At 70.7% G+C, this 24867-nt stretch carries 23 protein-coding genes and 2 pseudogenes; 8 read left to right on the forward strand and 17 right to left on the reverse strand.

Translation table 11 applies throughout. The features are described 5' to 3' along the window. Positions 1 to 49 precede the first annotated feature (49 nt). The 7 genes from ACFVXE_RS02145 to ACFVXE_RS02175 form a co-directional block, all read right to left on the reverse strand. A complete protein-coding gene (locus tag ACFVXE_RS02145; protein ID WP_389668493.1) occupies positions 50 to 718 on the reverse strand; it encodes a potassium-transporting ATPase subunit C in 669 nt (222 codons plus the stop codon). 16 nt (positions 719 to 734) lie between these two features. Next, positions 735 to 2861, reverse strand: coding sequence for a potassium-transporting ATPase subunit KdpB (kdpB, locus tag ACFVXE_RS02150; protein WP_389668291.1), 2127 nt, complete (start codon positions 2859 to 2861; stop codon positions 735 to 737). Continuing rightward, on the reverse strand, positions 2858 to 4522 hold the full coding sequence (gene kdpA, locus ACFVXE_RS02155) for a potassium-transporting ATPase subunit KdpA (RefSeq protein ID WP_389668293.1): 1665 nt from the start codon (positions 4520 to 4522) through the stop codon (positions 2858 to 2860). The genes kdpB and kdpA overlap by 4 nt, the downstream gene beginning before the upstream one ends. 7 nt (positions 4523 to 4529) lie before the next feature. Continuing rightward, the gene (kdpF, locus tag ACFVXE_RS02160; RefSeq protein ID WP_037701211.1) at positions 4530 to 4619 is read right to left on the reverse strand and encodes a K(+)-transporting ATPase subunit F; all 90 of its coding nucleotides are present in this window, start codon (positions 4617 to 4619) and stop codon (positions 4530 to 4532) included. Positions 4620 to 4997: 378 nt separating this feature from the next. Further along, a complete protein-coding gene (locus ACFVXE_RS02165; protein ID WP_389668295.1) occupies positions 4998 to 5771 on the reverse strand; it encodes a DUF3710 domain-containing protein in 774 nt (257 codons plus the stop codon). 1 nt (position 5772) lies between these two features. After that, on the reverse strand, positions 5773 to 6306 hold the full coding sequence (dut, locus tag ACFVXE_RS02170; protein ID WP_389668495.1) for a dUTP diphosphatase: 534 nt from the start codon (positions 6304 to 6306) through the stop codon (positions 5773 to 5775). Next, entirely contained in the window at positions 6306 to 6890 is a 585-nt protein-coding gene (locus ACFVXE_RS02175) for a PaaI family thioesterase (RefSeq protein WP_389668297.1), read from the reverse strand. The genes dut and ACFVXE_RS02175 overlap by 1 nt, the downstream gene beginning before the upstream one ends. A gap of 58 nt (positions 6891 to 6948) precedes the next feature. Here ACFVXE_RS02175 and ACFVXE_RS02180 point away from each other — a divergent pair, with 58 nt between their 5' ends. Next, positions 6949 to 7419 (forward strand): DUF3093 domain-containing protein, encoded by a 471-nt coding sequence (locus ACFVXE_RS02180; RefSeq protein WP_389668299.1) that lies wholly within the window; start codon positions 6949 to 6951, stop codon positions 7417 to 7419. 238 nt (positions 7420 to 7657) lie between these two features. Here ACFVXE_RS02180 and ACFVXE_RS02185 read toward each other — a convergent pair whose 3' ends face one another. From ACFVXE_RS02185 to ACFVXE_RS02200, 4 genes are all read right to left on the reverse strand, one after another. Beyond that, a complete protein-coding gene (locus ACFVXE_RS02185) occupies positions 7658 to 8638 on the reverse strand; it encodes a hypothetical protein (protein WP_389668300.1) in 981 nt (326 codons plus the stop codon). A gap of 12 nt (positions 8639 to 8650) precedes the next feature. Further along, a complete protein-coding gene (locus tag ACFVXE_RS02190) occupies positions 8651 to 8947 on the reverse strand; it encodes a DUF4193 domain-containing protein (protein ID WP_003965732.1) in 297 nt (98 codons plus the stop codon). A 405-nt stretch (positions 8948 to 9352) separates the two neighbouring features. Beyond that, on the reverse strand, positions 9353 to 10588 hold the full coding sequence (locus tag ACFVXE_RS02195; RefSeq protein WP_389668302.1) for a sensor histidine kinase: 1236 nt from the start codon (positions 10586 to 10588) through the stop codon (positions 9353 to 9355). A 6-nt stretch (positions 10589 to 10594) separates the two neighbouring features. Continuing rightward, a complete protein-coding gene (locus tag ACFVXE_RS02200; protein ID WP_389668304.1) occupies positions 10595 to 11248 on the reverse strand; it encodes a response regulator transcription factor in 654 nt (217 codons plus the stop codon). A 357-nt stretch (positions 11249 to 11605) separates the two neighbouring features. Between ACFVXE_RS02200 and ACFVXE_RS02205 the strand changes: the two genes are divergently transcribed. Beyond that, the gene (locus ACFVXE_RS02205; RefSeq protein ID WP_389668306.1) at positions 11606 to 11779 is read left to right on the forward strand and encodes a hypothetical protein; all 174 of its coding nucleotides are present in this window, start codon (positions 11606 to 11608) and stop codon (positions 11777 to 11779) included. A gap of 102 nt (positions 11780 to 11881) precedes the next feature. Here the strand turns inward: ACFVXE_RS02205 and ACFVXE_RS02210 are convergent, their stop codons facing one another. Then, on the reverse strand, positions 11882 to 12700 hold the full coding sequence (locus tag ACFVXE_RS02210) for an inositol monophosphatase family protein (RefSeq protein ID WP_389668497.1): 819 nt from the start codon (positions 12698 to 12700) through the stop codon (positions 11882 to 11884). A 219-nt stretch (positions 12701 to 12919) separates the two neighbouring features. Further along, entirely contained in the window at positions 12920 to 14047 is a 1128-nt protein-coding gene (locus ACFVXE_RS02215) for a ferrochelatase (protein WP_389668308.1), read from the reverse strand. Between the two features lie 164 nt (positions 14048 to 14211). On the opposite strand from ACFVXE_RS02215, the gene ACFVXE_RS02220 reads away from it, so the two are divergent. Together ACFVXE_RS02220 and ACFVXE_RS02225 are read left to right on the forward strand one after the other, a co-directional pair. Continuing rightward, complete coding sequence (locus tag ACFVXE_RS02220) at positions 14212 to 15459, forward strand: MFS transporter (RefSeq protein WP_389668310.1); 1248 nt, start codon at positions 14212 to 14214, stop codon at positions 15457 to 15459. Then, positions 15416 to 16738 (forward strand): D-arabinono-1,4-lactone oxidase, encoded by a 1323-nt coding sequence (locus tag ACFVXE_RS02225; RefSeq protein ID WP_389668312.1) that lies wholly within the window; start codon positions 15416 to 15418, stop codon positions 16736 to 16738. Before ACFVXE_RS02220 ends, ACFVXE_RS02225 begins: the two co-directional genes overlap by 44 nt. Before the next feature lie 13 nt (positions 16739 to 16751). Here the strand turns inward: ACFVXE_RS02225 and ACFVXE_RS02230 are convergent, their stop codons facing one another. Beyond that, complete coding sequence (locus ACFVXE_RS02230; protein WP_389668314.1) at positions 16752 to 17744, reverse strand: hypothetical protein; 993 nt, start codon at positions 17742 to 17744, stop codon at positions 16752 to 16754. A gap of 496 nt (positions 17745 to 18240) precedes the next feature. On the opposite strand from ACFVXE_RS02230, the gene sepH reads away from it, so the two are divergent. Continuing rightward, positions 18241 to 19302: a septation protein SepH gene (sepH, locus tag ACFVXE_RS02235; RefSeq protein ID WP_389668316.1), complete on the forward strand. Its 1062-nt coding sequence runs from the start codon at positions 18241 to 18243 to the stop codon at positions 19300 to 19302. A 112-nt stretch (positions 19303 to 19414) separates the two neighbouring features. Here the strand turns inward: sepH and ACFVXE_RS02240 are convergent, their stop codons facing one another. Next, positions 19415 to 20242, reverse strand: coding sequence for a sulfurtransferase (locus tag ACFVXE_RS02240; protein ID WP_389668318.1), 828 nt, complete (start codon positions 20240 to 20242; stop codon positions 19415 to 19417). Positions 20243 to 20481: 239 nt separating this feature from the next. On the opposite strand from ACFVXE_RS02240, the gene ACFVXE_RS02245 reads away from it, so the two are divergent. Further along, entirely contained in the window at positions 20482 to 21267 is a 786-nt protein-coding gene (locus ACFVXE_RS02245) for a VOC family protein (RefSeq protein ID WP_389668320.1), read from the forward strand. Between the two features lie 86 nt (positions 21268 to 21353). Here the strand turns inward: ACFVXE_RS02245 and ACFVXE_RS02250 are convergent. After that, positions 21354 to 21982, reverse strand: a pseudogene (locus ACFVXE_RS02250) (thymidine kinase). A 573-nt stretch (positions 21983 to 22555) separates the two neighbouring features. Here ACFVXE_RS02250 and ACFVXE_RS02255 point away from each other — a divergent pair. Continuing rightward, positions 22556 to 23510: pseudogene (locus tag ACFVXE_RS02255) on the forward strand (tyrosine-type recombinase/integrase). 366 nt (positions 23511 to 23876) lie between these two features. Here ACFVXE_RS02255 and ACFVXE_RS02260 read toward each other — a convergent pair. Next, complete coding sequence (locus ACFVXE_RS02260; RefSeq protein WP_389668322.1) at positions 23877 to 24185, reverse strand: hypothetical protein; 309 nt, start codon at positions 24183 to 24185, stop codon at positions 23877 to 23879. Between the two features lie 80 nt (positions 24186 to 24265). On the opposite strand from ACFVXE_RS02260, the gene ACFVXE_RS02265 reads away from it, so the two are divergent. Then, positions 24266 to 24790 carry a hypothetical protein gene (locus tag ACFVXE_RS02265; protein ID WP_389668323.1) on the forward strand — a complete coding sequence of 175 codons (525 nt, stop codon included), beginning with the start codon at positions 24266 to 24268 and terminating at the stop codon, positions 24788 to 24790. Positions 24791 to 24867 lie beyond the last annotated feature (77 nt).

Raw genomic sequence — 24867 nt, forward strand, 5'->3', positions numbered from 1 at the left:
GTCGGTACAGCGTGACCACGGCGGCCCGGCGCGTCCGGGAGTCGGAGGATCAGCCTCCGTTCACCAGCTCCTTGAGTGCGATGTTGAGCTGCAGGACGTTGACCCGCGGCTCGCCGACGAAGCCGAGGATCCGGCCGTCGGTGTGCTGTTCCACCAGCTTCTCCACCTGGTCGACGCCGAGGTGGTTCCGCTCGGCGACGCGGCGCACCTGGAGCTCCGCGTACGCCGGAGAGATGTCCGGGTCCAGGCCGGAGCCGGAGGAGGTGACGGCGTCGGCCGGGACATCCTCGGGGCGGACCGGGTGGCCGGGTACGGAGTTGTCCTTGACGACGGCCGCCTTGGCGTCCGTGACCCAGTCGATCAGGTCCTTGTTGTCGCCGGCCCGGTTGGTCGCACCGGACAGGATCAGCTTGTACTGGGTGTTGACGCTGTTGCTGCCCAGGCCGTTGGACGGCCGCGGCTGGAACCACTCGAGATCCGGGTCCGCGGTCTCCTGGCCCTTCTTCAGCGGCAGGTCGTAACGCTGGCCGATGAGTTCCGAGCCGACGACCTTGCCGTGCGCCGTGATCTCGGAACCGTTGGCCTTGCCCGGGAGGAGGGCCTGGGCCACCCCGGTGACCGCAAGCGGGTAGATCACGCCGCAGACGATCGTGAGGACGAGCAGGGCGCGCAGCCCGGCCCAGAGCAGCCGGACGGTGTTGCCCGCGGAGTTGTTCATGGAAGTCATGGCGCGATCAGCCGATTCCGGGAATGAGGGAGAGGATCAGGTCGATGATCTTGATGCCGATGAACGGGGCGATCAGGCCGCCGAGTCCGTAGATCCCGAGGTTGCGCCGGAGCATCGAGTCTGCGCTGCTGGGCCGGTAGCGCACGCCCTTCAGGGCCAGCGGCACCAGCGCGATGATGATCAGCGCGTTGAAGACGACCGCGGAGAGGATCGCGGACTCCGGCGAGGACAGCTGCATGATGTTCAGCTTGTCCAGGCCCGGGTAGACCACCGCGAACATCGCCGGGATGATCGCGAAGTACTTCGCGACGTCGTTGGCGATCGAGAAGGTGGTCAGCGCACCGCGGGTGATGAGCAGCTGCTTGCCGATCTCCACGATCTCGATGAGCTTGGTCGGGTTGGAGTCCAGGTCCACCATGTTCCCGGCCTCCTTGGCGGCCGAGGTGCCGGTGTTCATGGCCACGCCGACATCGGCCTGGGCGAGCGCCGGGGCGTCGTTGGTGCCGTCACCGGTCATCGCGACGAGCTTGCCGCCCGCCTGCTCACGCTTGATGAGGGCCATCTTGTCCTCGGGCGTGGCCTCGGCGAGGAAGTCGTCGACCCCCGCCTCCTCGGCTATGGCCTTGGCGGTGAGCGGGTTGTCGCCGGTGATCATCACTGTGCGGATGCCCATCCGGCGCAGCTCGTCGAACCGCTCCCGCATCCCCTCCTTGACGACGTCCTTGAGGTGGATGATGCCGAGGATCCTGGCACCGTGCTCGTCGTCGACGGCGACCAGCAGCGGTGTGCCGCCGGCCTGGGAGATCGTGTCGGTGAGCACCCGGGCGTCGGGTGACACCTGGCCACCCCGCTCCTCGACCCAGGCGATGACCGAACCGGTCGCGCCCTTGCGGATCCTGCGCCCCTCGACGTCCACGCCGGACATCCGGGTCTGCGCGGTGAAGCCCACCCACTCGGCTCCCACGAGCTGTCCCTGATGGCGCTCGCGCAGCCGGTACTTCTCCTTGGCCAGTACGACGACGGAGCGGCCCTCGGGCGTCTCGTCGGCGAGCGAGGAGAGCTGGGCGGCGTCGGCCAGTTCGGCCTCCGTCACACCCTTGACCGGGACGAACTCGGCTGCCTGCCGGTTGCCGAGGGTGATCGTGCCGGTCTTGTCGAGCAGCAGCGTCGACACGTCTCCGGCGGCCTCGACCGCGCGGCCCGACATGGCGAGCACATTGCGCTGCACCAGGCGGTCCATGCCGGCGATGCCGATCGCGGAGAGCAGCGCGCCGATGGTGGTCGGGATGAGGCAGACCAGCAGTGCGGTCAGCACGATCATCGACTGCCGCTGTCCGGCGTAGATCGCGAACGGCTGCAGGGTGACGACGGCCAGCAGGAAGACGATGGTGAGGGACGCGAGCAGGATGTTGAGCGCGATCTCGTTGGGCGTCTTCTGCCGGGCGGCGCCCTCGACCAGGTTGATCATCCGGTCGATGAAGGTCTCGCCGGGCTTGGTGGTGATCTTGATGACGATGCGGTCGGAGAGGACCTTCGTACCGCCGGTGACGGCCGAACGGTCGCCGCCCGACTCCCGGATGACCGGCGCCGACTCCCCCGTGATGGCGGACTCGTCGACGCTGGCGACGCCCTCGACGACGTCGCCGTCGCCGGGAACGATGTCACCGGCCTCGCAGACCACCAGGTCGCCGACGCGCAGGTCGGTGCCGGGCACCCGCTCCTCGTCCCGGCCCACGAGCCGGCGCGCGACCGTGTCGGTCTTCGCCTTGCGCAGCGTGTCGGCCTGCGCCTTGCCGCGGCCCTCGGCGACCGCCTCCGCCAGGTTGGCGAAGACAGTGGTGAGCCAGAGCCATGCGGCGATCGCCCAGCCGAACCAGTCGCCCGGGTCCAGGGCCGCGAGGACGGTGGTGAGCACCGAACCGGCCAGGACGACGAACATCACGGGCGACTTGATCATCACCCGGGGGTCGAGCTTGCGTACCGCGTCGGGGAAGGACTTGAGGAGCTGCTTGGGGTCGAACAGCCCGGCGCCGACACGTCCTTCGGGTCGGTGACCGGTGGGCGCGTCCTGGTGCGGTGCCCGGTCCGTGGTGACAGTGGACATCGAGTCCTCTTGCTTCAGATTCGTGGTCATGACGCCAGCCCCTCGGCCAGCGGTCCCAGTGCCAGCGCCGGGAAGTAGGTCAGACCGGCGACGATCATGATGGTGCCGACCAGCAGTCCGCTGAAGAGCGGCTTGTGGGTGCCGAGCGTGCCGACGGTGGCCGGTACGGGCCGCTGCTCGGCGAGCGAGCCGGCCAGCGCCAGAACGAACACCATGGGCAGGAAGCGGCCCAACAGCATCGCGAGCCCGATGGTGGTGTTGAACCACTGGGTGTCCGCGTTGAGGCCGGCGAACGCCGAACCGTTGTTGTTGGCGCCGGAGGTGTAGGCGTAGAGGATCTCGGAGAATCCGTGCGCACCGGAGTTGGTCAGCGAGTGGACCGGGGTGGGCAGGGCCATCGCCGCGGCGGTGAAGCAGAGCGCCAGCGCCGGGGTGATGAGGATGTAGCAGGCCGCGAGCTTGATCTCGCGGGTGCCGATCTTCTTGCCGAGGTACTCGGGGGTGCGGCCGACCATCAGGCCCGCGATGAACACCGCGATGATCGCCATGATCAGCATGCCGTAGAGGCCGGAGCCGGTGCCGCCGGGAGCGATCTCGCCGAGCTGCATGCCCAGCATGGTGATGCCGCCGCCGAAGCCCGTGAACGAGGAGTGGAAGGAGTTCACGGCGCCGGTCGAGGTGAGCGTGGTGGCCACCGCGAAGATCGACGAGCCGCCGACCCCGAAGCGGTTCTCCTTGCCCTCCATCGCCCCGCCCGCGATGTCGAAAGCGGGCCCGTGGTGCGAGAACTCGGTCCACATCATCAGCGCGGTGAAGCCGAGCCAGATGACGCCCATCGTGGCGAGGATCGCGTAGCCCTGCTTCAGCGAGCCGACCATCCGGCCGAAGGTGCGGGTCAGCGCGAACGGGATGACCAGGATCAGGAAGATCTCCAGGAGGTTGGAGATTCCGTTGGGGTTCTCGAAGGGGTGGGCCGAGTTGGCGTTGAAGTAACCGCCGCCGTTGGTGCCCAGCTCCTTGATGGCCTCCTGGGAGGCGACCGCGCCGCCGTTCCACTGCTGCGAGCCGCCCATGAACTGGCCGACCCCGTGGATGCCGGAGAAGTTCTGGATCGCACCCGTCGCCACCAGCACGATGGCCCCGATCACTGAGATCGGAATCAGGATGCGTACGGTGCCGCGCACCAGGTCGGACCAGAAGTTGCCGAGTTCACCGGTACGGGAGCGGGCGAAGCCTCGTACCAGCGCCACCGCGACGGCGATGCCGACGGCGGCCGAGACGAAGTTCTGCACCGCGAGGCCGCCGGTCTGGACGACATGGCCCATGGCCTGCTCGCCGTAGTACGACTGCCAGTTGGTGTTGGCGACGAAGGAAGCCGCCGTGTTGAACGCCTGATCGGGGTCGATCGAGGCGAAGCCGAGCGAACCGGGCAGGCTGCCCTGGACCCGCTGCAGCAGATACAGGAACAGCAGGCTCACCGCGGAGAACGCGAGGACGCCGCGGAGGTAGGCGGGCCAGCGCATCTCCGTGTCGGGGTTGGCGCCGATGGCCTTGTATATCCACTTCTCGGCACGGAGGTGCTTCTTCGAGGAGTAGACGGCGGCCATGTAGTCGCCGAGCGGACGGTACGCGAGACCCAGCGCCACGACGAGCGCGAGCAGCTGGAGCACACCAGCGAGGACGGGGCTCATATCGGGCTCAGAACCTCTCCGGGTACAGAAGGGCGAGGACGAGGTAGCCCAGCAGGGCGACGGCCACGATCAGACCGACGATGTTCTCGGCAGTCACAGCTTTGCCACCCCCTTGGCGACAAGAGCCACCAGCGCGAAGACCGCGATCGTGGTGACGACGAAGGCCAGATCGGCCATCGTGTGCTCCTAGATGAGGTTCGGATTCTCGGACCTCTTGAGGAAACCCCCGGCCGGAGCCCCTGTGGCCTGCGTTGATGGCTTCCTTACGGGAAAGGGCTCGCCCTTGACGGCGCCCATACGTGCCCCATACGCGCCCTGTATACGCGCCACAGGTGCGCCGGTACGCCCGCTTCGCACACACGCGGCGGCCGGTGTGCCGCAGGCACGCAAAAGCCGGTGGGCCGCATACCCTCGCAAGGGAGTGCGGCCCACCGGCCGAAGCTGTCACACGCCGTCCGCCCCAGGGGGACGGGGCTCAGCGCACCTCGGTGATCTCGGGACCCCGCTGGAGCTGGCCCATGCCACCGGAGAACTTCGAGCCCTCCTGGTCGTCCTGCTGCACACCCTCCGGCACCATCTGGGCGTCGTTGGGAAGCTTGAGGACGATCGGGTCGCGGGGCGCCATCGGGCCCTCACCACGGACGACCACGGTGTCCTGGAAGATCGTCTCCAGCAGCCCGGCGGCCTCGGGCTGCACGGCACCCTGGCCGGAGATCACTCCGCGCAGGAACCAGCGCGGTCCGTCGACGCCGACGAAGCGCACCATCTGCACGCCGTTCGCCCCGTCCGGAAGCTGTACCGGAACCTGCGCCCGCAGCTCCCAGCCGAGCGGGCCCTCGACCTCGTCGATGATGCCGCCCTGCTGGGTGATACCTGCGGCGATCTCCTCGCGGACCTCGCCCCAGATGCCCTCCTTCTTGGGGGCGGCGAAGGCCTGCAGCTGGATCGCGCTGTCGCGCAGCACGACGGTGGCGGCGACGATCGCGTCACCGGCGACCTCTACGCGCAGCTCCATGCCGTCGACCCCGGGCACGAAGATGCCGCCCAGGTCGACCCGGCCCTCGCCGGGCTGGGAGACCTCGTCGCTGTCCCACGGCCCGTCCGGCCGCGGCGCCGGCGGGAGATTCGTCCGGCGCGCTCCGCTCTCGGCGGCGTCGGTGTCATCGAGCTCGTCGACGACCTGCTCGGCCTCGCGCGCTTCGTCCGCCACATCCTCGGCGGAACCACTCTTCTTGCGACGTCCGAACACGTCACTGTCCTTCCCGGTCGGGTACGACCGAAGCGTAGCTGTTCCCGCCCTGGGTGATCCCGCCCCTGACGCCCTCAACATCACCTGCGGCGTGCCCGCCGGTGGAACCGAAGCCCCCCTCGCCCCGAGCCGAGCCGGGCAGCTCCGACACCTCGTGGAAGCGCACCTTCTCGACCTGCTGGACGACCAGTTGGGCAATCCGGTCGAACCGCTCGAACCGCACGGGCTCGCGCGGGTCGAGATTGATGACGATCACCTTGATCTCTCCACGGTACCCGGCATCCACCGTCCCCGGGGCATTCACCATGGCGACTCCGCAGCGGGCGGCGAGGCCGGACCGTGGGTGCACGAACGCTGCGTACCCGTCGGGCAACGCGATCGACACGCCGGTGGGCAGAACCGCCCGCTCGCCCGGGGCGAGCACGGCCGCCTCGGTGGTCACCAGATCCGCCCCGGCGTCCCCCGGGTGCCCATATGCCGGAATCGGCACATCCGGATCGATCCGGCGGATCAGGACGTCGACAGGATGGCGCATCACGGGTTCACCTCGAAGGCACGGGCACGCCTGACCTGGTCCGGGTCGGCCATCGCCGCCCGGATCTCGGCCGGGCGGCCGTTCTCGATGAAGTGGTCGACCTTGACCTCGATGAAGAGGGCCTCGGCACGGACCGCCACGGGCCCGTCGGGGCCGCCGATCCTGCCGGTCGCCCGGGAGTAGATCTTCCGGCCGTGCACGGCGGTGATCTCGGCGTCCAGGTGCAGCACGGTGTCCACGGGCACCGGGCACACGAAGTCGGTCTCCAGCCGCCCGGTCACCGCGATCACCCGCAGCAGCCAGTTCAGCGAGCCGAGGGTCTCGTCCAGCGCGGTGGCCAGGACACCGCCGTGCGCCAGGCCGGGGGCGCCCTGGTGGGCGGCCTTCACGGTGAACTCGGCGGTGACGCTGACGCCCTCGCCTGCCCGCGCCTGGAGGTGCAGCCCGTGCGACTGCCCCCCGCCGCAGCCGAAACAGTGTTCGTAGTGCGAACCGAGGAGCTCCCCGGGCACCGGGGCGTCGGGATGCCGGACCGGTTTCACCGCGTCGGCGGGTGGCTTCAGAGCCGCAGATGTTCCACTCACAGGCGCAGACCTTACCCGCGCGGCTACCCGCGGGTCGCGCCGTGCCAAGCTTGGGTCCATGCAGCCTTCCACCCCGCCCTTCGACGAACGTCTGACCGCACCCCGTTCGTGGTGGCTCATCGCCTTCCTGGTCGGTGTCGCCTGCGCCCTGGTGCTGCTGCCGCTGGGCACCCTGCCGTTGCTGGCGGGCCTGGTCGGCGGCACGGCCCTGGCCTCGCTGGCGGTCAGCTCGTACGGTTCCGCCCGGATCCGCGTGGTGGCAGGCGCCCTGGTCGCGGGCGACGCCCGGATCCCGGTGACGGCCCTCGGCGCGGCCGAGGCGCTGGACGCCGAGGAGGCGCGCGCCTGGCGCTCGTACAAGGCGGACATCCGCGCCTTCATGCTGCTGCGCAGCTACATCCGCACGGCGGTGCGGGTGGAGGTCACGGACCCGGACGACCCGACTCCGTACGTCTATCTGTCGACACGTGAGCCGCAGGCCCTGGTGGCGGCGCTCGCGGCGGCTCGTACGGCCCCGGCCGTCCCGTAGGTCCGGGCAGGGGCTGAACGCCGTCCCGCGGTCCATGGCGGATCGGCCCGCTGCGTCGGCGCGTCCGACTCGCCGGGCGAACCGGACGCCGGGCGTCGCAAGGCCGGTGGGGGCACGGGGCGCCGCAGGGCGCGAGGGGACGTCCTCGTACCTGGCGCGCATGCGGGTGTGCCGACGTCGCGGCAGGATGCCGTGGCCGTCGCCGTGCGCCCGCCGGGCAGCGTTACGGGGCAGGCCGTCAGTCCTCGATCTCCTTGGGGAGGTCCTTGTGGAGCTTCCGGGGCCGTTCCAGGGGCGGCAGCTGCGGCAACCGGTCCCAGGGGACCTGGTGCTTGCGCAGGTCCTTCCTGACCCGCTCGGCGAGCTTCTTCGTGTCGCGCCTGTTCATCATCGCGCCGACGGCGGCGCCGACCATGAACGGGATCAGGTTCGGCAGATCGCGCACCATCCGCTTCATGATCTGCTGGCGCATCTCGCGCTTCATCTGGCCGCCGAGCGCCGCGTTGACCGTCGTGGGATGGGTGACGTCGATGCCGCGCTCCTCCGTCCAGGAGGTGAGGTACGCGGTGCTGCGCTGGGAGAGGCCGCCCGCCGGTCGCAGGCCGTAGACCTCGTGCAGCTCGGCGACGAGCTTCATCTCGATCGCGGCCACACCGGTGATTTCCGCGGCCAGCTCGGCGAGCAGGGCGGGCGGCACGGGCAGCATGGCGGCCGCGCCGATACCGGCGCCCACGGTGGCGGTGGCCTTGCTCGCGCCCGCGATGAGTTTGTCGGCGATCTCCTCGGGCCCGAGGCCCGGGAACTGCCGGCGCAGGGTGGCGAGGTCGCGTACAGGGACGCGGGGAGCGGTTTCGATGATCCGGTCGGCGATATGACCGATCGCCGTCCTGGCGCTCTCCCCGCCCTTGCGTACGCCCCGTTTCACTGAATCCAGACGGCCTGCCCCGGTCACGGGCTCCGTCCTGCCGACCTGCTCGGCCCCATCGGCCGCGTCGGCTGCTGGTAGTGCTCGTCCTGTCTCCGCCGCGATGGCGGCTTCCACTGCTCGGAGCGAGGCCGATCGGCCTCGCTCGTCGTCAGGACCGTCCGGAGCGGGTGGCAGGGCGGACCGCTCGGCAGGCGCTGCTACGCCTTCTGCCGAGCCTGTGCCGCCCTGATTCGCCTCCGACGACTTCTTGCGCCGCAAGCGCCGCTTCCGGGACGGTTTGTCGCCTGCCACGGCCGACCGGACCTAGTCGCAGTCGCGGCAGATCGGCTGACCGTTCTTCTCGCGGGCCAGCTGGCTGCGGTGGTGCACGAGGAAGCAGCTCATGCACGTGAACTCGTCGGCCTGCTTGGGCAGGACCCTTACGGCGAGTTCCTCATTGGACAGGTCTGCTCCGGGCAGCTCCAGTCCTTCGGCCGCGTCGAACTCGTCGACGTCGACGGCGGACGCCGTCTTGTCGCTCCGGCGAGCCTTGAGTTCTTCAAGACTGTCCTGGTCGACGTCGTCGTCGGTCTTGCGTGGGGTGTCGTAGTCCGTTGCCATGTGTCGCTCTCCCCCTCTGGGTGTCTGCGGTGTCTCAGCGCACGTAACGCGTGAGAGGCCGGACTTGTGCCCGACCCGAGGCGGAGATTTTGCCTCACATCAAGGTCTGTTACTCAATCGACACCCGAGCCGGCCGCTCGGGAGTGGTCGGCTTGGGTGGCGAAGGGGACCGTACACGGTCCGAATGCCACGCTTCACGGGTGCCACCCCGTGTACTTCCCGTGATATCGGCCCCCGAAAACCCCGACTTTTGCCGGTTTTTGGCAGGAGCCCTGATCACGGAGCGTAGAACGATCGAAATTCGCTCCTGTGATCGATCACACACGGATCTCCCGGGCACGGGTCCCGAAAATTCCGCTCAAAGCGAACGAAGTAATTCGTGTCCGAATCGCTCCGCCCAGCCTCTCAGACCGGCAGGGTGACGCGCATCACGAGACCACCGCCTTCGCGGGGCTCCGCGATGATACGGCCTCCGTGAGCGCGCGCCACGGAGCGCGCGATCGACAGGCCGAGCCCGACTCCCTTGTCGCTGCCCGTTCGCTCGGTACGCAGCCGCCTGAAGGGCTCGAAGAGGTTGTCGATCTCGTACGCCGGCACCACAGGACCTGTGTTCGAGACCACCAGGAGTGCCTGACCGGGCTGCAGCGAGGTGGTGACCTCCACCCAGCCCTGCTCCGGCACGTTGTAGCGCACGGCGTTCTGTACGAGGTTCAGCGCGATCCGCTCCAGCAGGACGCCGTTGCCCTGCACGACGGCGGGCACGATCTCGCCGCGGATCTCCACCCCCTTCTCCTCGGCCTCGCCGCGGGTCTGGTCGAGCGCACGCGCGGCGACCTCGGCGAGGTCGACCGGTTTGCGTTCGATGATCTGGTTGTCGCTGCGGGCGAGCAGCAGCAGGCCCTCGACCAGCTGCTCGCTGCGCTCGTTGGTGGCCAGCAGGGTCTTGCCCAGTTGCTGGAGCTCCGGCGGCGCCTGCGGGTCGGAGAGATGGACCTCCAGCAGCGTGCGGTTGATCGCGAGCGGGGTACGCAACTCGTGCGAGGCGTTCCCGACGAACCGCTGCTGCGCGGTGAAGGCCCGCTCCAGCCGGTCGAGCATGTCGTCGAAGGTGTCGGCGAGCTCCTTGAGCTCGTCGTCCGGCCCGTCCAGCTCGATCCGCCGGGACAGGTCCGTCCCGGCCACCCGGCGGGCGGTGCGGGTGATCCGCCCGAGCGGGGAGAGCACCCGGCCCGCCATGGCGTAGCCGAACGCGAAGGCGATGACGCTCAGGCCGACGAGGGCCAGCAGCGACCGGTTCAGCAGGGTGTCGAGCGCCTCCTGGCGCTGATGGTTGACACACGAGTTCATGGCCGAGTTGACCGCGGCCGGTGACGACCCCTCGCTGGACAGGTTGCACAGGTCACTGGAGACCTGGCCGTTGACGACCTTGAACGGCAGCTCACTGCCCACGTGCAGGGCCTGCGCGGCCAGCATGTAGATGATCGACAGCAGCAGGATGCCCGCGATCAGGAACATCCCGCCGTACAGGAGGGTGAGCCGTATCCGGATGGTGGGGCGCAGCCAGGGGTAGGGGGGTTCCAGCTGCTTGGGGTCCCAGGTGGGTTTCGGGGGCGCGGTCGGGGGCGCCGGGACGGAGGACACCGGGCCTCAGATCCGGTAGCCGGAGCCGGGCACGGTGACGATCACCGCTGGCTCCCCGAGCTTGCGGCGCAGCGTCATGACCGTCACGCGCACCACGTTGGTGAACGGGTCGGTGTTCTCGTCCCAGGCCTTCTCCAGCAGCTGTTCCGCCGAGACGACGGCGCCCTCACTGCGCATCAGCACCTCCAGCACCGCGAACTCCTTCGGCGCGAGCTGGATCTCCTGCTCGCCGCGGAAGACCTCGCGGCGGTTGGGGTCCAGCTTGATGCCGGCGCGCTCCAGGACGGGCGGCAGCGCGACCGTCGTACGGCGGCCCAGGGCCCGTACCCGCGCGGTCAGCTCACTGAAGGCGAAGGGCTTGGGCAGGTAGTCGTCGGCGCCGAGCTCCAGGCCCTCCACCCGGTCGCTGACGTCACCGGAGGCGGTGAGCATGAGCACCCGGGTCGGCATGCCCAGCTCGACGACCCGGCGGCAGACGTCGTCTCCGTGCACCAGGGGCAGGTCGCGGTCCAGCACCACGACGTCGTAGTCGTTGACCTCGATGCGCTCCAGGGCCGCCGCACCGTCGTACACGACGTCGACCGCCATGGCCTCCCGGCGCAGTCCGGTGGCCACCGCATCGGCGAGCAGCTGCTCGTCCTCCACGACGAGTACACGCACGGCGCTGTCCTTCCCTAGAAACTTCAGAACGTCCGATCGAGCCCACGGACCGTGATCCGGTCCAGCTCAGCAGCACTGTCTGTGCGGCCCCATCCTGCCTGCAACGCGTATAAACCGGCGGTAAGGCGGCGCAGCCCGACCTGCGGCTTCCAGGAATTCACCGGATTTCCGGGCCAGTTGAGGTTTCTCTGAGCCAGGGCCTGGGGAGGACGAATTCACACCCGCGATCACGCCATGCATGTGGCGCTCCTCGGCCGCTCCGTCTCCGGAGAGTGCGTGATCACCCGCCCTACCGCTTCGGCGGAGGGAAACCCGGGCACACCCCCGTGCCACCGACCCACGACGAGGGGGCGCACCATGGACGCTTTCACCGCAGGTCTGCTGCAGCGGATCAAGACCACCGAGTCCGACCTCACGAGGGCTCGCGAGACGGGCGACGACTTCCTCGCGGACGTCGAGCAGGGCGAACTGGACGACCTGCGCCGTCTCGCCGCCGAGCACGGCGTCGAAGTCGGCGCCCCGGCTGTCTGAGCCGTTGGCACAGGGCCCCGGCGCCGTTCTCGGCGCCGGGGCCCTGTGCTGTCCGTGCACGCCCCGCACAGCCCGCACCAGGGGCTTTGCGGGCGGGTCGGGTCAGTCGTGCCAGGCTCCCAGATCCTCCAGGAGGGTCTGCAGCGGCTCGAAGACACCCGGCGACGCGGCCACCGTCAGGTCGCCGTCGGGGGGCGTCCCCGGGCGGCCGCCGGTCAGCGCACCCGCCTCCCGTGCGATCAGGTCGCCGGCCGCGAGGTCCCAGGGGTGGAGCCCGCGCTCGTAGTAGCCGTCCAGCCGGCCCGCGGCGACGTCGCAGAGATCGACGGCGGCCGAGCCGCTGCGCCGGATGTCGCGGAGCTGCGGGATCAGCCGCTGGGCCACGTCCGCCTGGTGCGTGCGGACGTCGGCGACGTAGTTGAAACCGGTCGAGACGAGCGCCTGGTCGAGCGGGGGCGCGGGCCGGGGGCGCAGCGCCGTGCGGTCTCCGTACGCACCTCCGTTTGCGTACGCACCGCAGCCGAGGACCGCGTAATACGTCTCGCGGCGCATCGGGGCCTCCACCACCCCCACCACCCGCTCCCCGTCCCGCTCCGCCGCGATGGAGACGGCCCAGGTCGGCAGCCCGTAGAGATAGTTCACTGTGCCGTCGAGCGGGTCGATGACCCAGCGGATGCCACTGCTGCCCGTGGAGCTGGCGCCCTCCTCACCGAGAACGCCGTCCTGCGGACGGTGCTCGGCGAGGAAGCCGGTGATCAGTTTCTCGGCGGCGATGTCCATCTCGGTGACGACGTCGATGGGGCTGGACTTGGTCGCCGCCACGCCGAGATCGGCGGGGCGGCCGTCACGCAGCAGCGCACCGGCGCGCCGTGCGGCCTCCAGTGCGAGACCGAGCAGTTCGGACAGGACGGGGTCGGTCACGGAGGTCACGGGGTTCACAGCGTTCACAGGGGTGCAGCGCTCCTAGGGCGTGTTTCGAAAGTAGCGCCGTCCGCCCGGAGGGCGGGCTCGGCGGCGTCTGGTGCGTGCGATCGCAAGGCGGAGGGTCGCCCCGATACTGGATGTATCGGGGTGATCCCGACAACGCGGCGAGCGTGCGTGCGAGACGTCGCCGAGCAGGCGGGACTTTCGAAACCCGCCCTAGGCGTAAGGGCTGTCGGCGCCCGCCGCGGCGGGCTTGAGGGCACGTGCCGGGCAGCAGCCGACGGGGCACAGGTCGTGGCTGGGGCCGAGCGTCCCGAGCGCGCACCGTTCCACCGTGCGTCCCCGCTCGGTGGCTGCGCGTTCCAGGACCAGCTCGCGCACGGCCGCGGCGAACCGCGGGTCCGCTCCGACCGTCGCGGACCTGCGGACCGGCAGGCCTAGCTCGGCGGCCTTCGCGGTGGCCTCGGTGTCGAGGTCGTACAGGACCTCCATGTGGTCCGAGACGAAGCCGATGGGGGCCATCACCACGGCGGGTGCCCCCTCCCCGTGGAGCGTCCCCAGGTGGTCGCAGATGTCCGGCTCCAGCCACGGGATGTGCGGAGCTCCGCTGCGCGACTGGTAGACGAGCTGCCAGGGGTGGTCGACGCCGGTCTCCTCGCGGACCGCGTCGGCGATCAGCCGGGCCACGTCGAGGTGCTCGGCGACGTAGGCACCACCGTCGCCGTGTGCCGCCCCGGGGCCGGAGGTGTCGGCCGCGGAGGTGGGGACGGAGTGGGTGGTGAAGGCGAGGTGCGCCCCGGCCCTGACGTCCTCGGGGAGATCGGCCAGGGACTTCAGGACCCCGTCCACCATGGGCCGGACGAACCCGGGGTGGTTGAAGTAGTGCCGGAGCTTGTCGACGCGGGGCACGGGCAGCCCCTCGGCCTCCAGTGCGGCCAGCGACTCGGCGAGGTTCTCGCGGTACTGCCGGCAGCCGGAGTACGAGGCGTAGGCGCTGGTGGCGAGGACGGCGATGCGGCGGTGTCCGTCGGCGGTCATCTCGCGCAGGGTGTCGGTGAGGTACGGCGCCCAGTTGCGGTTGCCCCAGTACACCGGCAGATCGAGTCCGTGGTCCGCGAAGTCCTTGCGCAGCGCGTCCAGCAGGGCCCTGTTCTGGGCGTTGATCGGGCTGACTCCGCCGAACAGGAAGTAGTGCTTTCCGACCTCCTTGAGCCGCTCCTCGGGGATGCCGCGGCCGCGGGTCACGTTCGCCAGGAACGGGACGACGTCGTCCGGGCCCTCGGGTCCGCCGAAGGAGAGCAGCAGCAGGGCGTCGTAGGGAGCTGGAGCGTGCAGATCGGGCATGGGAACGATCCTGCCACCCGGCCGCGACAGCGGTTCGACCGGCGTCCACCGGCGCGCCCGTCCCGTGCCCACCGCGGCGTCCCGCCCGGTCGACCGCCCGTAAGCTGTAGCGGCCACCTTCACGGATTACACACATGCATGACCTCGCTGTTCCGGAGCCCCGCTTGCCCAGTCCCTACCGCGCGATTTTCGCCGCCCCCGGCACCAAGGGGTTCACGACAGCCGGCTTCATCGGCCGGATGCCGCTGTCCATGATGGGCATCGGTGTGGTGACCATGGTTTCCCAGATGACCGGCCGGTACGGCCTCGCGGGCGCGCTCTCCGCGACGCTGGCGATGTCGGCCGCGGTGCTCGGCCCGCTGGTGTCCCGGCTCGTCGACCGGCACGGGCAGCGGCGCGTCCTGCGCCCCGTCACCCTGGTCGCGATGGCGGCCGTGGCCGGTCTCCTGATCTGTGCCCAGCAACGGCAGCCGGACTGGACGCTCTTCGTCTTCGCGGCAGGCGCCGGCTGTGTGCCCAGCGTGGGCGCGATGACCCGGGCCCGCTGGGCGGAGATCTACCACGGCTCGCCCCAGCGGCTGCACACCGCGTACTCGTGGGAGTCGATCGCCGACGAGGTGTGCTTCATCTTCGGGCCGATCATCTCGATCGGCCTGTCCACCGCCTGGTTCCCGGAGGCGGGCCCGCTGCTTGCGGCCGGGTTCCTGCTCGTAGGCGTCTACTGGCTGACGGCCCAGCGCGCCACGGAACCGGTGCCGCATGCGCCCGAGCACCACACCGGCGGCTCGGCGCTGCGCTCCCCGGGCCTCCAGGTGCTCGTGGCCACCTTCGTGGCGACCGGTGCGATCTTCGGGGCGGTCGATGTGGTGACGGTGGCCTTCGCCGAGGACCGGGGTCACAAGGCCGCGGCAAGCCTGGTACTGGCCGTGTACGCGCTGGGGTCCTGCCTGGCCGGGGCCGTCTTCGGCCTGCTGCGCCTCAAGGGGAGACCGGCCACCAGGTGGCTGGTGGGGGTGTGCGCGATGGCCGTGAGTATGATCCCCCTCCAACTGGCCGGGAACCTGCTGTTTCTGGCCGTGGCGCTCTTTGTCGCGGGCCTCGCCATCGCACCGACGATGGTGACCACCATGGCCCTCGTCGAGCAGCACGTACCACGCGCCAAGCTGACCGAGGGCATGACCTGGACGGGGACCGGGCTCGCCGTCGGTGTGGCGCTCGGCTCCTCGGCCGCCGGCTGGGCGGTCGACGCGTTCGGGGCCGCGGCGGGGTACGCGGTGCCCGTCGTGGCGGGAGCGATCGCGGCCGCGGTGGGCTTCCTGGGGTATCGCCGGCTGGCCGAGCCGGCTCCTACGGGGAGGCGCGGGGAAGATGACCGACACCTACGCACGGACGACGACGAGCGCGTGGCGTAACTGGGCGGGGAACGTCACCGCCCGTCCGGCACGGACGGTCTCCCCCGCCTCCGTGGACGAACTCGCCGAGGTGCTGCGCCGGGCGTCCGAGGACGGCCTGAAGGTGAAGCCGGTCGGCACCGGCCACTCCTTCACGGCGACGGCCGCGACCGACGGCGTGCTGATCCGGCCCGAGCTGCTCACCGGCATCCGGGAGATCGACCGGACCGCGATGACGGTGACCGTCGAGGCCGGCACCCCTCTGAAGCGGCTGAACGCCGTGCTCGCCCGGGAGGGCCTGTCGCTCACCAACATGGGCGACATCATGGAACAGACGGTCGCCGGGGCCACCTCCACCGGCACCCATGGCACCGGCCGCGACTCCGCGTCCATATCCGCCCAGATCCGCGCCCTCGAACTGGTCACGGCCGACGGCACGGTGCTGAAATGCTCGGCGGACGAGAACGCCGACATCTTCGCCGTCGCCAGGATCGGACTCGGCGCACTCGGTGTCGTCACGGCGATCACCTTCGCCGTGGAGCCGGTCTTCCTGCTGACCGCCCGCGAGGAGCCGATGGCCTTCGACAGGGTCACCGTCGACTTCGATCAGCTGGTCGCCGAGAACGAGCACTTCGAGTTCTACTGGTTCCCGCACACCGGCAACTGCAACACCAAGCGCAACAACCGCAGCGCGGGCCCCGCCGCCCCGCCCGGCCGGCTCAGCGGCTGGGTCGAGGACGAACTCCTCTCCAACGGGATCTTCCAGGTGGCCTGTTCGCTCGGCCGGGCGGTCCCCGCCGCCATTCCGTCGATCGCCAGGATCTCCAGCCGCGCGCTGTCGGCCCGTACGTACACCGACATCCCGTACAAGGTCTTCACCAGCCCGCGCCGGGTCCGTTTCGTGGAGATGGAGTACGCCCTGCCGCGCGAGGCGGCCGTCGAGGCACTGCGCGAGGTCAGGGCGATGGTCGACCGGTCGCCGCTGCGGGTCAGCTTCCCGGTGGAGGTCCGCACGGCCCCCGCGGACGACATCGCGCTCTCCACGGCCTCGGGCCGGGAGAGCGCGTACATCGCCGTCCATCTGTACCGGGGGACGCCGTACCAGGCGTACTTCACCGCGGTCGAGCAGATCATGACCGCCCACGGCGGCCGCCCGCACTGGGGCAAGGTCAACACCCGCGACGCCGAGTACCTGGCCGGGGTGTACCCGCGCTTCGGCGACTTCACCGCCGTCCGCGACCGGCTGGATCCCGGCCGGCTCTTCGCCAACGACTACCTGCGCCGGGTCCTGGGCGACTGACCGCCGCGGCCGGTCACCGGCCGTCGTCCGTGCCGGTCGTGGCGGAGGCCTCCGGCCCCGGGTCCGTGACCGCACCGGTGGGAGCCGGGGAGGCGTCGGCGGATGCCGCCGGGGTCGGTGCGGGGGCCGGGTCCGTCGCGCCGGACGAGCGCGACGGCGTGGGGCTCGGTCCGGCGGTGGACGGGCTGCTGGTCACGGCGTCGGGGCTCGGGCTCTGCCCGTTCCGCGAGTCCGTGCCGGGCGTCGCACCGTTCTGGTCCCGCCCCTGCTCCGGGCCGGTACTGCCGGACGGTGCCCGGTCGGCCGTTCCTGAGCCGTGCGGCCCGCCGCGCACGGCTGAACCGACGGTCGTTCCCTGACCACCGCTCAGATCGCCGCCGGAGGCCAGTTCGTACGCGGTGATCCCGGCCATCGACACGCCGAAGACGGCGGCGGCCGCGACGGCCGAGCGCTTCCAGCCGCGGACACGGGTGCCGTGGGTGGTGGACACGGAGAACCCCTCGTCCGGGGCCGCCGGATACGGCGTGAGCAGCCGGGTTCCGTCCAGGGCGGGCGACTTGAGCAGCCGGGTCCCGTCCTCGTCGAGCGGCTCCAGCGGTCGGGAACGGTCCGGGCCGGTCCCCGCCGTACGCAGCACCGCCGTCGCGTCGGCGGGTCCGCCGGGCGCCCGCCGCGCACCCCACACCTCGCGGGCATCGCCCTCGTCCCGCGTTCCGTTCGCGTCCGGCGCGTCCTGCACCCGGCGGACTCGCCCCGCCCCGTTCGCCTGGACCCTGGCCCCTCGGATCTGTTCACCCGTCCGGCGGAAGAAGTGCTGGAAGACCGAGCCGCCGCAGGTGGCGACGACGCTCATCACACCGGCGCAGAGAATCGTCCCGTACACGCCCAGTTGGGAGGCCGCCACCGCTGCCGCGACCGACGCCACAGCACTCCCGGCGACCTGCGGCAGACTCAGATCCGTACGCCTTCCCCTGGGTTCTATGTCACTTTCCGGCTTCTGCACCATTTCCAGCCCTTGATTGACATCTCCCCCACCATGCAACAGGAAGGGACAATTGGGCGAAGTGAATGGTTCCACTTCGGGTGATTCTGTGAAGCACGACACGCATCGTGGGCAATTGGCAGCCAACTGGGTAGCCCAACTCCCGCGCCCACCGAGAACTTCGGCGGCGCGGCGGTCCACCCACATGGCCCGAATGGAGTACTGTGGCGAGCCCTGGGGCCGGACTCCCACGTGGTGTCCGGGACCTTCGGGAGGGGGCCGAAGGAGGCACTCGATCCGGCGGCGCCACGGCATCGCACGGGGGCCTGCTACGCGGGGTGACAGTTCGTCACTCAGCGTTGCGCAATAGGTCACCGTGTCATACCGGCGATCCAGGGCTCACGCCCGACACGCCGGGCAACACGGCAATGTTGTGGCAGGCTGCACCCGGGCAGGCCACACTCGACTAGCGGAAGCAGCGACGCACGTGACGTCGGCAGGCACCACCCGGGAGGTCCCCATGCCCGAACTGCGTGTCGTGGCCGTCTCCAACGACGGCACACGACTGGTGCTCAAGGCTGCGGACAGCACGGAGTACACGCTTCCGATCGACGAGCGGCTGCGTGCCGCCGTGCGCAACGACCGCGCCCGGCTCGGCCAGATCGAGATCGAGGTGGAGAGCCACCTCCGCCCCCGCGACATCCAGGCCCGGATACGAGCCGGTGCCTCCGCGGAGGAGGTCGCCCAGTTCGCCGGAATTCCGGTCGACCGCGTCCGCCGCTTCGAGGGCCCTGTGCTCGCGGAGCGTGCCTTCATGGCCGAGCGGGCCCGGAAGACTCCCGTGCGCCGTCCCGGCGAGAACACCGGCCCCCAGCTCGGCGAGGCCGTGCAGGAACGTCTCATGCTGCGCGGCGCCGACAAGGAGACCGTCCAGTGGGACTCCTGGCGCCGCGACGACGGCACCTGGGAGGTCCTGCTGGTGTACCGGGTCGCGGGTGAGCCGCACTCGGCGAGCTGGACGTACGACCCGCCGAGGCGGCTGGTCCAGGCCGTGGACGACGAGGCGCGCTCGCTGATCGGCGAGACCGACGATGTCGCCGCGCCCGAGCCGAGCTTCCCGTTCGTGCCCCGGATCGCCCGGCTGCCGCGCGACCGGCCGCTGGACCGCGCCCTGGACCGCCAGATGGAACGGCCCGCTCCGCCGCCACCGCCCGAGCCGGAGGAGCACGTCGCCAGTGCATCGGCCGGCGAGCGCGACTCGCTGACCAGCCTGCTGGAGGCCGTGCCGAGCTTCCGCGGCGACATGGTGGTGCCGGACCGGGCCGCCCCGCCCGAACCGGCCACCGAGCCCGCCGCTCAGGAGCCGGAGGCCGACGAGCCCCCGGCCGCGGCAGCGTCCGCGGGCGCCGGTTCCGCGTATGCGGATGTGTTGATGCCGCGCGCGGTGGCCGGCCACCGTGACCGGCTGACCGGGACGACGGACCGCCAGGCGGAGGCCGACGGGGTTCGCCCGGGGCGCCGGGCCGCGGTGCCGAGCTGGGACGAGATCGTCTTCGGCACCCGCCGCAAGAAGCAGGACTGACCCTGGTGACCGTGGCATGACGAGGGCCCGTACGCCATCGCGTACGGGCCCTCGCTCCGTCCGCCCGCCGCACCTGCTGCCGCGGTTCCGGTCGGGCGGATCACGGACGCCGCTACCGGGGGTCGGGACCGGTGGCGACCGGACGGCTCTCGTCGGCGGACCACTCGGACCAGGAGCCCGCGTACAGGGCCGCGGGGATTCCGGCGACCGCCAGAGCCAGCACCTCGTGCGCGCCGGAGACCCCGGAGCCGCAGTAGACCCCCACCTCGGACGCACCGTCCGTGCCGAGCTCCTTGAAGCGGGTGGCCAGCACCTCCGCGGGCAGGAACCGCCCGTCACCGCCCGTGTTCTCGGACGTGGGGGCCGAGACCGCACCCGGAATGTGGCCTCCCACCCGGTCGATCGGCTCCACATCGCCCCGGTAGCGCTCCGCGGCACGCGCGTCGAGCAGCAGGCCGGAGCGCGCCGTCGCCGCCGCCCCGTCCGCGTCCAGCAGCGGCAGTGCACCGGGCTCCGGCACGAAGTCGCCCTCGGCCGGGGCGGGGGTCTCCGTGGAGAGCTCGCCGCCCCACGCCGCGAGGCCCCCGTCCAGCACCCGGACGTCCGGGTGACCGGCCCAGCGCAGCAGCCACCAGGCACGCGCCGCCGCCCAGCCCTGACCGCCGTCGTACACCACGACCGGGGTGCCCCGGGACACACCGGCGCGACGCATGACCGCGCCGAATCCCTCGACACCCGGCAGCGGATGCCGGCCCCCGCTGCCCGCCGGGCCTGCCAGTTCCGTGTCCAGGTCGACATAGACCGCACCCGGGATGTGCCCGGCTTCGTAGTCGGGGCGGCCGGGCGGACCGCCGAGTTGCCAACGTACGTCCAGGAGCACCGGCGGACGTGGCCCCGCCGACTCGCTCACATATTCGGATGCGGAGATGATGGGCTTCATGGGTGCCATCCTCGCGCAGGAGCCGACCCACCCGTAACAGCGCCGGAGCGGACGTACCGCATCAAAACGGGCTTCCTCTGTCGAGATCCCGGAAAATGCGGCGCGGCCGGGGCCCATCGTGCGCCGGGTGGTGCAAGCATCTGCACGGGGCCGTACACCTACACACTCCGCACCGCCGGTCGGCGCGTCGGCCCCGTTCCCCCCGTACGGCCACACAATGGTCCGAGGAGAGAGTGACGATGACCGAGGCTGCCGTTCGGCGCGCACCCGGAACACCTTGCTGGGTGAGTCTGATCGTGCACGGCTTGTCCACGACCCAGAACTTCTACGCCGAGCTGTTCGGCTGGGAGTTCGTGCCGGGCCCGGACCAGCTGGGCCCCTACGTCCGTGCGCTGATCGACGGAAAGGTGGTCGCCGGCCTCGGGCAGCTGCCGCCGGACCGGCATCTTCCGGTCGCCTGGACGACCTATCTGGCAACCGACGACGCCGATCTCACGGCCGAGACGATCCGTTTCTGCGGCGGCACGGTCGCCGTAGGCCCGCTGGACGCGGGCGAGGCAGGCCGGCTCGCCATCGCCTCCGACCCGAGCGGCGCCGTCTTCGGCATCTGGCAGGCGGCCGAGCACCTCGGCACGGCACTCGCGCACGTACCCGGCACTCCGGTCTGGAACGAACTGGTGACCCGCGAGACCTCGACGGTGGCCAAGTTCTACCAGGCGGTCTTCGGCTACGAGGCGGAAGCGGTCGTCTCGGCCGACTTCGACTACCAGACGCTGCACCTGGACGGCCGCCCGGTGGCCTCCCTGCATGGCGTCGGGCACGCCCTGCCGCGCGACCGCGGTCCGCACTGGATGACGTACTTCGAGGTCGCCGACACCGACGGGGCGGCCGCCCGGGTGGTGGACCTCGGCGGGCACGTACTGCAGGCCCCGCGGGAGGGATCGAGCGGGCGAGTGGCGACGGTCGCCGATCCGGAGGGCGCCGTTTTCACGATCGTGCAGTCCCACCGGGCCGACCCGACGTGATGTCCGCGGGCTGCCGCGGTACGGCCACCACCGGGCCCCCTGCGGAGCGCGGACCGGTCGGTCGCGCGGCTCGGAAGCCCCGGTGCTCACGCCGTCGTGACAGGCAGTACGTCCGGTGGGAGCGCGCCCGCGCGTGCCGTCGCGCTGGTCGTCCGGCGCTGGTGATGGCGCCTGCACAGCACTTCGTAACCGACCTCGCCCGCCTGCTGGTTGACGTCCCCCACCACGACCTGGGCGCCTTCGACGACCATCTCGCCGCCGACCGTGCGGGCGTTGTGCGTGGCTCGCGCCCCGCACCAGCAGAGCGCCTCCACCTGGAGCGCCTCGACCCGGTCGGCCAGTTCGATGAGCCGCTGCGATCCGGGGAACAGCTTCGTCCGGAAGTCGGTGGTGATCCCGAACGCGAAGACGTCCAGTCCGAGGTCGTCGACGATCCGGGCCAGCTGGTCGATCTGTACGGGGCGAGGAACTGCGCCTCGTCCACGATCACGTAGTCCGCCCTGCCGCCGCGGGTCACCCGGTCGACGAGATGCGCGTACACGTCCATGTCCTCGTCGGCCTCGACGGCCTCCGTGACGAGCCCCAGCCGTGACGAGAGCTTCCCCTCCCCCGCCCGGTCGTCACGGGTGAAGATGACGCCCTGCAGCCCGCGGGCCGACCGGTTGTGTCCGATCTGCAGCGCCAGGGTGCTTTTGCTCGGCCATTCGCCAACCACCCCGCAGTCCGCAGTCCGTCTGAGACAAGACCACCTGACTGCACGAAACCCAGGGCGGCTCAGTAGCGGGCTTGTGCGCCCGCGGCGCGCAACCACGGGAAGGCCCCACGGGCCCACAGGTCAGCCGCCGGTCCCTGTGCCGACCTCGCCAACCTTACCGACCGCAGCACCCGTCAGGCCCAGCACATCGCCCACCTCGAACAACGGCTGTCCCACGTCCTCGGTCAGGACGCCTGGCACGCCGCCGGCCTCGGAGCCCGGACGGCATGCTCTGTCGGATCAAGCAGATCCAGTGTCAGCGTGTCCACCACTCAGGGGAGACTCCCAGGCCGAACCAGGTGGCCGGGGGCGTGACGGAACCCGTCAACCCACCACGGACCGGCCCCTGGAGGGGCCGTCGCCGAGCTGGACGCAAAAGCGGGGGACCAGTGCATCCAACACCGTTCGGGATGCGCCGAGCACGCGGCAGTGGGTCCAATCACTCATGCGCACTGGGTAGGAACGGTGTGCCCAGACCGAACTCGGGGTCTGAGGAACATCGGTGTCAGATCGTGCGCTAAGCCTCCGTCGCCGCTGGTGGGGAAGGCGTTGACGGTCCGGACGGCGGCCGACCTGTTCCTTGACTCGCTCGGCAACCCGAACACCGTCCGGAACTACGGCATCGCCATCGGGAAGACCGCCGAGCGCCTCGGTGAGGGCCGGCCGCTCGCCTCGGTGGAGGACGTCGAGATTGGCGAGGCGCTGGAACTGCTGTGGGGCCGCTCGGCAGTGAACACCTGGAACGCCCGCCGCGGCGCCGTGCTGTCCTGGACGGGCTGGTGCTCCGAGCGCGAGTACGAGGGCCCGACGGTCCCGGCCTGGGCGAAGCGGCTGACGGTACCGGACTCCGAGACCCCGGCCCGCTCGAAGATGGCCATCGACCGGCTGATCGCCCGGCGCGAGGTCCACCTGCGGGAGAAGACGCTGTGGCGGATGCTCTACGAGACCTCGGGCCGGGCGGAGGAGATCCTCGGCGTCAACATCGAGGACCTGGACTTCGCCGGACGCCGCTGCCCGGTGAAGTCGAAGGGCGCCCGGACCAAGGCCCGCCGTCGGGGGCCAGGCCCGCAGGGACTACGTGCTGGAGACCGTGTACTGGGACGCCGGCACCGCCCGGCTTTTGCCCCGCCTGCTGCGCGGCCGCACCCGCGGGCCGATCTTCGTCACCCACCGGAAGCCCGGCCCCGGCAAGGTCGTCAGCCCGCGTGACGTCTGCCCTGACACCGGGTTCACCCGGCTGTCGTATGGGCAGGCCCGCGCCCTACTGGACGAGCACACGGCCGTACACGGGCCGGGGACCGGGTGGGATCTGCACGAGTACCGCCACTCCTCCCTGACCCACCTCGGTGAGCAGGGCGCGTCCCTGTTGATGCTGATGGCGAAGTCGAGGCACAAGAAGCCGGAGAACATCCGTCGATACTTCAAGCCATCCCCGGAGGCGATCGCCGAGCTCACCAGCTTGCTGGCCCCGGGCGACAGCCGCCGCTGATCGCGGAGCAGGCTGCCGCCTGCCTGCTGTGTTCGGCATGGTCCTAGGTCTCGTCGCCTCCAGCCAGGTCCGCCGCCGAGATGATCACGACCTCAAGTACTCGCGCAGCCACAGAACGGCCACCGGTACACCGCCATAGAAGGCGCATCGGGGCAAAGACCATGGATCGTCCAGGAACTGGCCGCCGATCCACCACACCGTGGTCGCAAGGGACCAGTTGGCAATCCAAAGAAGCGAACTCGGCACCCGTCTCAGCCAGTTATCCACAGAATGAGGTTACCCGTCGCCGTTTTTGGACTGCCGGTGGTCTTACGCGTCCGGGCCCCACCCGCGGGGCCGACCTGGCGAAGGCTCGTCTGCGGGGCGCTACACCACGTGGCCGTGGGTTCGGACGGGAACGCCCAGCCGGCCGCCGACCTCGGCGAGGACGTCGGGGCAGAAGTAGTACCAGCGCAGGCGCGTGATCCCGCCGTCGGCCGTCTCGGCGCGAAGGACGTCCTCGACCGCCTCGGGGCCGCTGCCGTCGGCCGGAGTGGCCCACATCAGGACCAGCGGGTCGCCGTCCAGCTCCCGGACTTCCGCGCGCCACCGAACGGAGGACTCCAAAACCAGGGTGTGGTGCAGCGAGCCGGCGGCGATCTGGGTCCGTCCGACCTCGTGGGCGATGCCGATCACGTCGCTGACCGCGTCCTCGACGAAGAGCTTGGTCAGCCCGTCCAGGTCGTACGCGGTGAACGCCGCGGCGAGGGGGCGTCGTGGCGGAGCTGCTCGTCCCCGAAGTCGCCACCTACCGGATGGAGTACGACGTCACCCGGGCCCTTGGCACCGGCGTCCAGCTCGGCACGGAGCAGAAGACGGCCTGGACGTTCCGCTCGGCCGGGCCGAAGGGTGTCCAGTCCGAGGAGTGCCGCGCCCTGTATGTAGCACCGACGGACTGCTCGGTCCTGCCGGTGATCCTCACCGGCTTCGACGTGCCGGTGGACGCGCTCAACCGGGCCGAGGCGGGCAAGCGGTTCGGCTTCACGCTCACCACCTCCCGCCAGGCCGGATACACCGGCGACAAGGACATCGCCGGCGCCAAGGTCTCCGTCTCCTACGACGACGGCGCCACCTGGCGGAACGCCGACGTACGGGTCGGCGACAACGGAAGCCACCGCGTGAGCGTCCGCCACCCGAGGCGTGCGGAGACCAACGGCTTCGTGGCCCTGCGCGTCGAGGTGTGGGACAACGCGGGCAACCGCACGACGCAGACCATCAAGCGGGCGTACGCCCTGGACTGACCCTGCGAGCACACACGGGCACGGGCCCTCCGCCAATGGGCGGTTTCTAGGGGTCGTCGCAACACGTGTTTGTGTTG

It is taken from the genome of Streptomyces sp. NPDC058231 (assembly GCF_042882275.1).
In the GTDB taxonomy this organism is placed as follows: domain Bacteria; phylum Actinomycetota; class Actinomycetes; order Streptomycetales; family Streptomycetaceae; genus Streptomyces.